Consider the following 11,401-nt stretch of genomic DNA (forward strand, 5'->3'; position numbering starts at 1 on the left):
GAAAGTATGCCCATCATTGAGGCTAATAGGGTGCGGAAGGTGTACCGGGGCGACGGGGTGGAAACCGTGGCCCTTAGGGGGGTGGACCTGACGGTGGAGGCGGGGGAGTTCACCGCCTTGGTGGGGCCTTCGGGTAGCGGGAAAAGCACCCTTCTCCATCTCCTGGCGGGCCTGGACCTGCCCACGGAAGGGGAGGTCTGGGTAGGGGGGGTATGGCTTTCCCGGCTGTCCCGGAGTGAGCGGGCCCGGGTGCGCCTGGAGAGGATCGGCCTGGTATTCCAGGCCTACAACCTGCTTCCCGTCCTCACCGCCTTGGAGAACGCCGCCTTGATTCTGGAGTTTAGGGGTGTCCCCAAGGCCGAGCGGGAGAGGAGGGCCCTTGCGGCCTTGGAGGCTTTAGGCCTGAAGGAGAAGGCGGGCCGCTTTCCCCGCCAGCTTTCGGGAGGAGAGCAGCAGCGGGTGGCGGTGGCCCGGGCCTTGGCCGCCGAGCCCCTCCTCATCTTGGCCGACGAGCCCACGGCCAACCTGGATTCCAAAAATGGCCTGGCCTTGATTGAGCGCATGAAGGCCCTGAACCGGGAGCAGGGGGTGACCTTTCTCTTCTCCACCCACGACCCCAGGCTTTTGGAGCATGTGAAGCGGATCGTACGCCTGGAGGACGGAGCCATCGTGGGGGAGGAATGGCGTTAGGAAGGGGGGATGGCGGGGGCGTTCCCGGGCCTTAGCGCTTTTTCCCAAAGCCGTAGACCAGCTCCTCCCCCTTGCGCACCACCAGGAGGATGGCGGACCGGCCCAGGCTGTCCTTAAGCAGGTACAGGCTGCGCACCTCCCCGTCCACGGTTTTTTCCTCCTGCCGTTCCACGAAGTAGCCCGCGGCGGCGAAGCTGGTGAGCACCTGCTGCACGAAGGCTGCATGGAGCCTGCTGGCGATCCCTTTGGCCACGAAGGCCTCGAGGGCGTACCCCTTGGCCTCGGGGAAGCGAAGGAGGAGGGGCTCGGGGCTTTTGGCCTTATAGCTCCCCGTGGGCAGGCGCACGGCGGGGTCCAGGCTGGAGGCTAGGGCCACCACGGTGGTGGCTTCTAAGAGGGTTTGGGCCAGGACCGTGCCGTACCCCGGGATCATACCCACCAAGATGTACCCGATAAACCGGCACCCGCCGCGCACCAGAAATCCTTGGGGCATATGGTTATTCTACCCTTAAGGGATAGGACCTGAGGGGAAAGAGGCCAGGGTCTAATCCCGAAGTCTGACCTTCCCCCCAACTTCAGCCATCCCCCTGGTGTACCCTGGGGGCGTTTATCCAGGAGGGAGGGTCAGGGTTCAGGAGGTGCTTTCCCAGGTGGGGCGGTCTACGGAGTATCCGCCTGACCAGGAGGATTGGGTAGACCGGGCCGCCCCTATCCTGAAGGCCATCCTAGGAGCCCGTTCCCCGCGGATCCCGGAGACTGCCAAGGGGATGCCTGGGAATCCCCGGGCCGGCTATGGGGCCTTTGGGCCCAGGTGGACCCCCGTCCCTGTGGCGGCCCTACCCCGAGGAAACCCCCTCGGTTCTGGTGGAGGTGACGGGGATTCCCAGGCCCGGCGGACGGACCGCGTGGACCGGCTGCGGGATGGCAAGACCCGGGGCTTCTGGCTTTGGCTGTCGGCCACCCCTTACCGTGGCCGGGCCATCCCCTTTTCCTTTGTGACCTATTCCTCCCAAACCCTCAGCCGCTGGGGGAGTTGCCGGAACCTGGAGCACCGGCGGGCCTTGGGGGAGGTGGAGGAGCTGGTGGGGGATAGGCCTTTGGGGATGGACCGGGAGTTTAGCCATGGGGAGCCTTTGGCGAGCCTTCAGGAGGCGGGGATGCCCTTTGGGGTGCGTCTCGAGACCTCCCGGTAGCCCGCCTTCCTTGGGGAGGAGGGGAAGGAGAGGACGTAAGGGATACGGCCGGGGGAGCGGAGGAGTTACAGGGGCTTGCGTTACCGGCGGAGGGTGCGGGTGAACGTGGCGGGGGAGTGGCGGAAGGGGATGGGGGAAGATCCTGAACAGGAAGCAGGAGAACATGGAGAGGAGGGTGGCCATGGTTTTGCTGGCGTAGGCCCTTGGGCTTCTGGTGGGGGAGGGTCTGCGGGACCTGGTGTACGGTCCCCAGCTGGGTGGGTCCCAGGGTGGGGAAGGAAAAAAAGCCGGGGTCGGGAGGGAAGCGATGGCCTCTCCCCTCCGGCCTCTTCATCCTCCTCAAGAAGACGGTCCGGCTGAGTCGCCAGGTGCTACGGCAGCTGCTGGGCGGGGTCCTGGAGTCCTTCAGAAGGTTGGTCCTTGGAGGTGTCTGAACCTATGGGGGAAGGTCAGGTGAGGGGATTGACAGGCCGCTGGTCGCTGTGATAGTTTAGTAGTGGAAGGTTGATATGTGAAGCATTTGCCTCGGGGGTGTGGTGCAAGGGGGGTGTAAGGCGTGAAAATAGCATGTGTTGGGGGCGGACCGGCAGGTCTCTTCTTCGCTTTACTCATCAAAAAGCACTTCCCAGATTTTGAGGTCATCGTGTTTGAGCGAAATCGGCCTGATGACACGTACGGCTGGGGAGTGGTTTTTTCCGACCAAACCCTCGGCAACTTGGCCGATGCGGATTTTCCGACGTACACGCGTATCAAGGAGAGTTTCCGCCACTGGGATGAAATAGAGGTACGCTTTAGGGGGCGTGTGATTCGTTCCGGAGGCCATGGGTTTGCCGGAATTAGCCGTGTCAAGCTGCTGAAAATTCTTCAGGACCGTTGTTCTAGCCTCGGGGTCAGGTTGCTTTTCGGGCAGAAGGTAGAGGATGACGAGGCTTTGGTGAGGGAACATGGCTTCGACTTGGTGGTTGCCTCGGATGGCATTAACAGTCGTATTCGCGAAAAGTATCGGGAGTCATTCCGTCCAAGTATTGAACTGGGCAGGAATAGATATGTGTGGCTGGGTGTGAAGAAGTCGTTTCCCGCCTTCACATTTATATTCGAGGAGACCCCGTGGGGCTGGTACCAAGCCCACGTTTACCAATTTGATGAGGATACCGCCACATTCATCGTGGAGACCACGGAGGAGGCTTGGTCGAAGAGTGGATTGGAGAGCATGAACCAGGAGGAGAGCATTCGCTTCTGCGAAGAGTTGTTTGCTGCCCACCTGGATGGTGCAAGGCTCCTGTCCAACGCCCGCCATCTCAGGGGGTCAGCAACCTGGATTCGCTTTCCCAGAGTGTTGTGTGAGCGTTGGGTGCACTGGAACGGTGAGATTCCAGTGGTCTTGATGGGGGATGCCGCCCACACGGCTCACTTCTCCATAGGCAGCGGCACTAAACTGGCCATGGAGGATGCCATCGAGTTGGCCAATGCGTTTGTCCAGGCGGAAGGCGAGACAACCCGCTTACGCGAAATCCTTGAAGGGTACCAACAAGCCCGACAACTAGCAGTGCTCCGACTTCAAAAGGCTGCCCGGAACTCCGCCGATTGGTTTGAAAACGTTCGTCGCTATGCCCATTTGGAGCCAGAGCAGTTTGCCTACAGTTTAATCACGAGGTCACAGCGCCTGTTTCACAGCGACCTGGCCCTCCGGGACCAGAGGTATGTAAGGGAGTACGAGGGCTGGCTGGCCGAACGCTCGGGCCTTGGCCGAAAACCTATTCCCCCCATGTTTCTACCGTTTCGTGTAAGGGACGTAATCCTGAAAAACCGCATTGTCGTGGCGCCAATGGCCATGTATTCCGCCCAGGACGGAGAAGTAAATGACTTTCATCTGGTGCATCTAGGAGCGCGGGCCCTGGGCGGCGCCAGCCTTGTTTTTACAGAGATGACCGCTCCCTCCCCGGAGGGGCGTATCTCACCGGGTTGCGCCGGACTTTACAGCGAGGCCCACATGCGGGCCTACAAGCGGATTGTGGACTTCATACACCGATACACCGACGCGAAAGTTGCGTTACAGCTTGGCCATTCAGGGCCAAAGGGTTCCACTCAAGTGGGCTGGGAGCACATCCACGAACCGCTGCCCGAGGGGAACTGGGAAATCATAGCTCCTTCCCCAGTTCCTTGGGGCCCAAACAGCCAGGTACCCAGGGAGATGACCAAGGAGGACATGGAGCGGGTGAAGCAGTCCTTTGTGCAGGCGGCTCTCTGGGCGATTGAGGCGGGGTTCGATTGGCTTGAGCTCCATTGTGCCCATGGATACCTTTTGGCGGCCTTTATCAGTCCGCTCACCAACCGCCGTACGGATGAGTACGGAGGTGATCTCGATAGCCGGCTTCGTTTTCCCTTGGAAGTCTTCCGTGCGCTGCGCGCGGTATGGCCTGCTCATCTCCCCATGTCCGTTAGGATCTCCGCCCATGATTGGGCTCCCGGAGGCATCACACCTGACGATGCCGTGGAGGTCGCGAAGCGCTTTAAGGAGGCAGGTTGCGATGTCATCAGCGTCTCCTCGGGACAGACTGTAAGGTACGCGAAGCCCGTTTTCGGCAGAATGTTTAATCTGCCGTTTTCTGACCGCATTCGCAACGAGGTGGGCATCCCCACCATCGTGGCGGGGAACATCTTCGATGCTGACCATGTCAACACCATCGTGGCTTCCGGAAGGGCAGACCTTTGTGCCTTGGCTCGGCCCCACTTGGTGGATGTAGCCTGGACCCTAAAGGAGAGCATCCGCTTGGGCTATTTAGAGGCCACATGGCCCAGGCAGTACCTCGAGGGGAAGAGGCAGGCAGTGCGCTTGCTGAAAGCCGCTAAGGAGCGGAGCGAGGACCTGATGCGGAAGGAGGATCTCATCCAAAGCGTATGAGGTGGCTAGAGGAGAAACATGCCATCGTAACAGGGGGGAGTGGGGGAATAGGCTCGGCTGCAGCCCGAGCGCTATCTGCAGCTGGCGCAAGGGTTACCCTCCTTGGGCGTAACCTAGAAGCGTTGGAGAGAATCGCCGCTGGGCTTGGCGGCAGTGCCTCCCTGGTGCTTTGCGACGTAACCGTGCCGGAGGAGGTAAACTCAGCCTTCCAACACATCCTCCGCACCCGGGGCTTGGTGCACATTTTGGTTAACGCAGCTGGTGCCGCGGTGACGGAGCCTTTTTTGAAAACCTCACTGGAGGTTTGGAACCGTCTGATGGGCGTTAACTTGACTAGCGCTTTCCTGTGCTCGCGGGCTGCCATTCCCAGCATGTTGGAGGCAGGCTGGGGCCGCATCGTGAACATCGCCAGCACAGCAGGGTTGAAGGCGTACCCCTACGCTTCTGCCTATGTGGCGGCAAAGCACGGACTTGTGGGCTTCACGAAGGCGTTGGCCTTGGAATTCGCTCGGAGCAACATCACGGTGAACGCAATTTGTCCTAGTTTTACGGAAACGCGCTTGCTCCAAGAGAGCATTGCCAAGGTGGCTGGCAGAACGGGACGCAGCGAGGAGGAAGTCCGCGCGGAGTTCGCAAAGTATAACCCCCAGGGGCGCTTTGTCACCCCCGAGGAGGTAGCCCAGGCTGTTCTGTTCCTTTGCGGACCCGCCTCGGAGGCGATCAATGGCCATGCCCTATCTATTTCCGGTGGGGAGGTGTAGCGATGGCGAGTAAAGGGCTTTCGTCAGCGGCAACAGACTTGGAGACCCGTGTGACGGACGAGGATCACCAGGCTCTCAAGTTGTGGCTGCGTCTGCTCAGTTGCACCAACCTGATTTCAGGTGAGATCCGCAGGCGCCTGCGTGGGAAATTCGGTACCACGTTGGCGAGGTTCGACCTGATGGCCCAATTGGAGAGAGCTCCGAAGGGTCTTCGGATGAGCGAGCTATCCAAGCGGTTGATGGTGTCCTCGGGGAATGTAACCGGCCTAACGGATAGCTTAGAGGCCGAAGGGATGGTAAGGCGGGTTGCGGATCCTAGCGATCGACGGGCCTATCTGGTGGAGCTCACCCCCCAGGGAAGGGAAGTGTTTCGCGAGATGGCTCAAGTCCATGAGGTTTGGATTACCGAGCTTTTTGAAGGATTGTCTCGGGAGGACAAGCAGGCCCTGTACGATCTTCTGGGCAAGCTGAAGCGCTCTTTAGTCGAGAAGGGGAGATTATGGAGGGTATAGGCCCTAAGCTCAAAATGGCGGATTACACGCCCCAGCATGTCTCCTGGAGCGTGTCCGACCGGGTGGCCACCTTGGTCCTGAGGCGCCCAGAGCGTAAAAACGCGCTTACGTTCGACACTTACCAGGAGCTTTCACGATTGTTTCGTATGCTGCCTTACGCCACGGATGTCCGAGCCGTGGTGCTATTTGGTGCCGAGGGTAACTTTTCCTCTGGGGGGGACGTGCACGAAATTATCGGTCCCCTGACCCAGATGTCCATGGATCAACTGCTGGCCTTCACCCGCCTAACGGGAGAGGTCATACGGGGGATGCTCCAGTGTCCCCAGGTGATCGTGAGCGCGGTGGATGGAGTATGCGTCGGGGCTGGGGCCGCGCTGGCAGCGGCTTCCGACTACCGTCTGGGGACGACGCGAAGCAGGGTGGCCTTTCTCTTCACCAGGGTGGGCCTGGCTGGGTGCGACATGGGGGCTTCGGCCATCCTCCCGCGGATAGTGGGCCTGGGGCGGGCCGCTGAGCTTCTTCTTACGGGGAGGTTCATGGGGGGTGAGGAGGCGTTCTCCTGGGGATTCTTCAATGAACTCTGCGAACCCGAGGAGCTCCTAGAAAGGGCCCAGGGCTTCGCCCGTGAGCTTTCCCACGGCCCTACCTTTGCCTTGGCTATGACCAAGCGTATGCTGTACCAGGAATGGAACATGGCGCTGGATGTGGCCATAGAGGCGGAGGCGCAAGCCCAGGCCATCTGCATGTCCACAAAGGACTTCCGTCGGGCGTACGAGGCGTTCGTGACCAAAGAGAAACCCGTGTTTGAAGGGGACTAGATGGACTTAGCTCACCTTGATTGGCCGTTTTTCCATGCCGAGCACCGCCTACTGGTGGAAAGGGCGGTGTGTTGGGCCCAAAAAAACCTCCCCGTGGATGCGGAGGGCGGGGAACTGGACAGCGTCTGCCGCTCCCTGGTGCGCTCCCTAGGAGAAAGCGGCCTGCTCCGGTACGCGGTCGGGGGCACTTCCTTCGGAGGAGCCCACGAGGGGATAGACGCGCGGTCTGTCAGCCTCGTACGGGAGGTGCTGGCCTACCACCAGGGGATTGCGGATTTCTCCTTCGCCATGCAAGGGCTGGGCTCCGGACCTATTAGCCTTTACGGGAATAGTGAACAGAAGGAACGATACCTGGTCCCGGTGGCGAGGGGCGATAGGGTTCCCGCCTTCGCCCTCTCGGAGCCGGAGGCAGGTTCGGACGTGGGTGGCCTGCGTACGGAAATTCGCCGGGTTAAGGACGGGTATGTTCTAAATGGGTGTAAGACCTGGGTTTCTAATGGTGGGCTGGCTGATTACTACGTGGTGTTCGCACGCCATCCTGGTACCACGGGCCGTAAGGGTATCTCTGCGGTGGTGGTCGATGCCTCCACCAAGGGTCTCCTTGTCAAGGAAAGGTTGGAGGTGATCGCACCCCACCCCTTAGCCACCCTTACCTTTGAGGACTGCCACATCCCGCAAGGCCAGCTGCTGGGTGAAGAGGGGCAAGGCTTCGAGATCGCCATGAAAACACTGGATACCTTTCGCATCTCGGTGGCCGCGGCGGCGGTGGGCTTCGCTAGGCGAGCGTTGGATGAGTCCCTGGATCGCTCGGCCTCCCGGATGCTGTTCGGCCAGCCTCTCATGGATTTCCAGCTGACCCGGGTCAAGTTAGCCCAGATGGCCACGCTGATCGATGCGGCGGCCCTGCTTACGTACCGGGCCGCCTGGTTGAGGGATAGGGGAGGGCAGGTTACCAAGGAGGCGGCCATGGCCAAGCTGGCAGCCACGGAGTTTGCGCAACAGGTGATCGACGCCGCGGTACAGCTGTGGGGGGGACTCGGCGTACGGCGTGGGGAGGTGGTGGAGTCGCTCTATCGGGAGATCCGTCCCTTGCGCATCTACGAAGGGGCTACAGAAATACAGTACTTGATCGTAGCGCGCGAGCTTCTCAGGATGGGGGCAAAGGGAGGTGTACAGTGAAGGAAAAACCGGTAGCTGGTAGCTGGGTAGGCGGACCGGAGAAGCCCCGGCGGCGTGGCGAGGGGGGTGGTTATGGCTGGTACGGGGCATGTTGACACGTTTGTACGCGATCACCTACCGCCCGTGTCCGAGTGGCCGGAGCTCGTATTCCTTTTGCCGGAGTTGCACTATCCCGACCGCCTGAACCTCGCGGTGGAGCTCCTGGACAGGGCAGCCGAGGCACACGCCGATAGGCCTTGCCTGCGCTCGCCCTCCTTAGTCTGGCGCTACGGTGAATTGCTGGAGCAGGCCAACCGCATAGCGCATGTTCTGAGGGAGGACCTGGGGTTGGTGCCGGGTAACCGGGTGCTCCTGCGGGCACCTAATCAGCCCATGCTGGTGGCAGCCTGGTTTGGGGTGCTTAAGGCGGGGGGGGTGGTGGTGACCACTGTACCCTTGCTTAGGGCTAAAGAGCTGACTGAAATCATTAACAAGGCCTCCATTTCCCATGCCCTGTGTGACGACAACCTCATGCGGGAAGTGGAAGAGATAAAGCCCGTGTGTCCCACGCTCCAGAGGGTCGTAGGCTGGGCCGAGCTGGAAAGGCTGATGCGGGGGAAGCCGGTATCCTTTGAGAATGCGGACACGGCCAGCGATGACCCCGCCCTTATCGCCTTCACTTCCGGCACCACGGGAAGCCCCAAAGGGTGCGTCCACTTTCACCGGGACGGGCTGGCCATTTGCGACACCTTCGGCAAATATGTTTTGAGGGCATCTCCCGACGATGTGTTTATCGGGAGCCCCTCTATTGGCTTCACCTACGGCCTAGGGGGTCTGGTGCTCTTCCCCATGCGGATTGGGGCGCAGAGCGTGCTTCTAGAGCGGGGTAGTCCGGACATCTTATTGGCCGCCACAGCTGAGTTCGCCGCCAGCGTGATGTTTTCTTCCCCCACGGCGTACCGCTCTATGGCCATGCAGGCGGCTTCCCTTGGGGCGAAGCTCCGCCTCCGGAAGTGCGTTTCAGCTGGCGAACCTCTTCCCGTTTCCACTCGGGACGCTTGGAGAGGACGGTTTGGGGTTGAGATCATAGACGGGATAGGTTCCACGGAGATGCTCCATATTTTCATCTCGCATACTGAGGAGGAAGCTAAGCCTGGGGCTGTTGGTAAACCCGTGCCTGGATACTTGGCTTGCGTACTGGACGAGGAGGGGAACCCCTTGCCCCCCGGTCAGGTGGGGCGCTTGGCTGTCAAAGGCCCCACGGGATGCCGTTACCTGGCGGATGAGCGCCAAAGGGGATACGTCCAGAGGGGTTGGAACATCACCGGGGACGTCTTTTCTCTGGACGAAGAGGGTTATTATGTACACCACGGTCGTGTGGACGACCTGATCATATCTGCGGGTTACAACATCTCTCCCCTGGAGGTGGAGGAAACCATTCTCCTGCACCCTTTGGTGGCGGAGTGCGCTGTGGTTGGGGTGCCGGATCTGGAGCGGGGCCAGATCGTGAAGGCTTTTGTGGTCCTTCAACAAGGCGTGGCTCCCACAGAGGAGCTGGCAGAAGAACTCAAGGAGTTTGTCAAGCGACGCATCGCCCCCTATAAGTATCCCCGCTCCGTCGAGTTTGTTGAAACGCTACCTCGGACCCCGACCGGCAAGGTACAAAGGTTCGTGCTGAGGCAGCGAGTCCAAAGGTCTGGCTAACTCTTTTGGGACGGTCGTCATGGGGAGCAAAAAAAATTACGTGGTTCAGCCCAAAGGCTGGCCCTTACCCAAGGGCTATGCCAACGGCCTCGTGGCCCAGGGAAGGGTGGTGTTCATAGCGGGGATGGTGGGATGGAACCGGGAGCACGTTTTTGAAAGCGAAGACTTCTTGGACCAGGTACGGCAAGCCCTGCGGAATATAGTCGAGGTTTTAGCCGAGGCGGGCGGAAGGCCCGAACACCTTGTGCGTCTCACCTGGTTTGTCACGGACAAAAGGGAGTACCTTGCCAGCCTTCCCGCGATGGGAGAGGTTTACCGCTCCTTGATAGGTCGTCACTATCCCCCCATGACGGTGGTCGAGGTGAAAGGGCTGTTGGACGACAGGGCGAAGGTGGAGATCGAGGCCACTGCGGTCATACCCGACTAAGGAGGTTCCGGTACCCGGCGCGCTAAATCCTTGGGTCCCTTGTTCCCTGTACCGCTAGACTCGCCCTCGAGGTGCCCCATGCTGGACTTTTACGCCCTAGAAGACCTCCTCACCCCGGAGGAGAGGGAGATCGGAAAGGCCGCCCGTCGTTTCCTGGAAAAGGAGGCCCTGCCCTACATCCGCGGCTGGTGGGAGGAAGGGGTCTTCCCCACCCACCTCATACCCCGGTTTGCCGAGATGGGCTTCCTAGGCCCCACCCTGCCCCCGGAGTACGGGGGGGCAGGGGTTTCCAGCGCCGCCTACGGCCTCATCGCCTACGAGCTGGAGCGGGTGGACTCAGGGCTTAGGAGCTTTGTCAGCGTGCAGAGTTCCTTGGTCATGTACCCCATCTACGCCTTCGGCAGCGAGGAGCAGAAGCGGGCGTTCCTGCCCCAGCTGGCCCGGGGGGAGATGGTGGGGGCTTTCGGCCTCACGGAACCCGATGGCGGCTCCGACCCCTACGGCAACATGCGCACCACGGCCCGCCGGGAGGGGGACACCTGGGTGCTCAACGGCAGCAAGATGTGGATCACCAACGGCAACCTGGCCCATATCGCCCTCATCTGGGCCAAGGACCAGGAGGGGCGGGTCCTGGGCTTCCTCGTCCCCACCGACACCAAAGGCTTCCAGGCCCGGGAGATCCCGCACAAGATGAGCCTACGGGCCTCGGTGACCAGCGAACTGGTGCTGGAGGAGGTGCGGGTGCCTGAGGAGCTGCGCCTACCCAAGGCGGAGGGCCTTAAAGCCCCCCTCTCCTGCCTCACCCAGGCCCGCTTCGGCATCGCCTGGGGGGTTTTGGGGGCCTTGGAGGCGGTGTACACGGAAGCGCTGGAGTTTGCCAAAAGCCGAAGCACCTTCGGAACGCCCCTGGCCCAAAAGCAGCTGGTGCAGGCCAAGCTGGCGGAGATGCTCTCCGACCACACGGAGGGCCTCCTCCTGGCCTGGCGCCTGGCCCGGCTTAAGGACGAGGGGAAGCTAACGCCGGCCCAGGTTTCCCTGGCCAAGCGGCAAAACGTGATGAAGGCCCTGAAGGCCGCCCGCCTGGCCCGGGACATCCTGGGGGGAAGCGGCATCACCCTGGAGTACCACGCCATCCGCCACATGCTCAACCTGGAAACCGTCTACACCTACGAGGGCACCCACGACATCCACACCCTGGTCCTGGGGCGGGAGGCCACGGGGCTTAGCGCCTTCTAG

11 protein-coding genes are annotated in these 11,401 nt (G+C 61.2%); 10 read left to right on the forward strand and 1 reads right to left on the reverse strand.

Annotated elements, in window-relative coordinates; all coding sequences use genetic code 11:
* Positions 1–6 precede the first annotated feature (6 nt).
* Entirely contained in the window at positions 7–690 is a 684-nt protein-coding gene (locus Q0693_RS03650; protein ID WP_298629271.1) for an ABC transporter ATP-binding protein, read from the forward strand.
* Positions 691–721: 31 nt separating this feature from the next.
* On the opposite strand, the gene Q0693_RS03655 is transcribed toward Q0693_RS03650, so the two are convergent.
* Positions 722–1,123, reverse strand: a complete 402-nt coding sequence (locus tag Q0693_RS03655) for a hypothetical protein (protein WP_298629284.1) — start codon at positions 1,121–1,123, stop codon at positions 722–724.
* Between the two features lie 472 nt (positions 1,124–1,595).
* Between Q0693_RS03655 and Q0693_RS03660 the strand changes: the two genes are divergently transcribed.
* The 9 genes from Q0693_RS03660 (at position 1,596) to Q0693_RS03700 (ending at position 11,401) form a co-directional block, all read left to right on the forward strand.
* Positions 1,596–1,883, forward strand: coding sequence for a hypothetical protein (locus tag Q0693_RS03660; protein ID WP_298629272.1), 288 nt, complete (start codon positions 1,596–1,598; stop codon positions 1,881–1,883).
* A 556-nt stretch (positions 1,884–2,439) separates the two neighbouring features.
* On the forward strand, positions 2,440–4,785 hold the full coding sequence (locus Q0693_RS03665) for a bifunctional salicylyl-CoA 5-hydroxylase/oxidoreductase (protein ID WP_298629273.1): 2,346 nt from the start codon (positions 2,440–2,442) through the stop codon (positions 4,783–4,785).
* Complete coding sequence (locus tag Q0693_RS03670) at positions 4,782–5,546, forward strand: SDR family NAD(P)-dependent oxidoreductase (RefSeq protein WP_298629274.1); 765 nt, start codon at positions 4,782–4,784, stop codon at positions 5,544–5,546. Before Q0693_RS03665 ends, Q0693_RS03670 begins: the two co-directional genes overlap by 4 nt.
* 2 nt (positions 5,547–5,548) lie before the next feature.
* On the forward strand, positions 5,549–6,058 hold the full coding sequence (locus tag Q0693_RS03675; RefSeq protein WP_298629275.1) for a MarR family transcriptional regulator: 510 nt from the start codon (positions 5,549–5,551) through the stop codon (positions 6,056–6,058).
* On the forward strand, positions 6,046–6,876 hold the full coding sequence (locus Q0693_RS03680) for an enoyl-CoA hydratase family protein (protein WP_298629276.1): 831 nt from the start codon (positions 6,046–6,048) through the stop codon (positions 6,874–6,876). Before Q0693_RS03675 ends, Q0693_RS03680 begins: the two co-directional genes overlap by 13 nt.
* The gene (locus Q0693_RS03685; protein ID WP_298629277.1) at positions 6,877–8,055 is read left to right on the forward strand and encodes an acyl-CoA dehydrogenase family protein; all 1,179 of its coding nucleotides are present in this window, start codon (positions 6,877–6,879) and stop codon (positions 8,053–8,055) included.
* Between the two features lie 123 nt (positions 8,056–8,178).
* Positions 8,179–9,738 (forward strand): AMP-binding protein, encoded by a 1,560-nt coding sequence (locus tag Q0693_RS03690; RefSeq protein WP_298629278.1) that lies wholly within the window; start codon positions 8,179–8,181, stop codon positions 9,736–9,738.
* 19 nt (positions 9,739–9,757) lie between these two features.
* Complete coding sequence (locus tag Q0693_RS03695; RefSeq protein WP_298629280.1) at positions 9,758–10,165, forward strand: RidA family protein; 408 nt, start codon at positions 9,758–9,760, stop codon at positions 10,163–10,165.
* Between the two features lie 78 nt (positions 10,166–10,243).
* The gene (locus tag Q0693_RS03700) at positions 10,244–11,401 is read left to right on the forward strand and encodes an acyl-CoA dehydrogenase family protein (RefSeq protein WP_298629282.1); all 1,158 of its coding nucleotides are present in this window, start codon (positions 10,244–10,246) and stop codon (positions 11,399–11,401) included.

Origin of the sequence: uncultured Thermus sp. (genome assembly GCF_938010445.1) — a bacterium.
In the GTDB taxonomy this organism is placed as follows: Bacteria; Deinococcota; Deinococci; order Deinococcales; family Thermaceae; genus Thermus; species Thermus altitudinis.

Excerpts from the sequence above, each read along its gene's own strand:
- Q0693_RS03650 (WP_298629271.1), top strand. The coding sequence starts at position 7 with ATGCCCATCATTGAGGCTAATAGGGTGCGGAAGGTGTACCGGGGCGAC.
- Q0693_RS03655 (WP_298629284.1), bottom strand. The coding sequence starts at position 1,123 with ATGATCCCGGGGTACGGCACGGTCCTGGCCCAAACCCTCTTAGAAGCC.
- Q0693_RS03670 (WP_298629274.1), top strand. The coding sequence starts at position 4,782 with ATGAGGTGGCTAGAGGAGAAACATGCCATCGTAACAGGGGGGAGTGGG.
- Q0693_RS03675 (WP_298629275.1), top strand. The coding sequence starts at position 5,549 with ATGGCGAGTAAAGGGCTTTCGTCAGCGGCAACAGACTTGGAGACCCGT.
- Q0693_RS03680 (WP_298629276.1), top strand. The coding sequence starts at position 6,046 with ATGGAGGGTATAGGCCCTAAGCTCAAAATGGCGGATTACACGCCCCAG.
- Q0693_RS03685 (WP_298629277.1), top strand. The coding sequence starts at position 6,877 with ATGGACTTAGCTCACCTTGATTGGCCGTTTTTCCATGCCGAGCACCGC.
- Q0693_RS03695 (WP_298629280.1), top strand. The coding sequence starts at position 9,758 with ATGGGGAGCAAAAAAAATTACGTGGTTCAGCCCAAAGGCTGGCCCTTA.
- Q0693_RS03700 (WP_298629282.1), top strand. The coding sequence starts at position 10,244 with ATGCTGGACTTTTACGCCCTAGAAGACCTCCTCACCCCGGAGGAGAGG.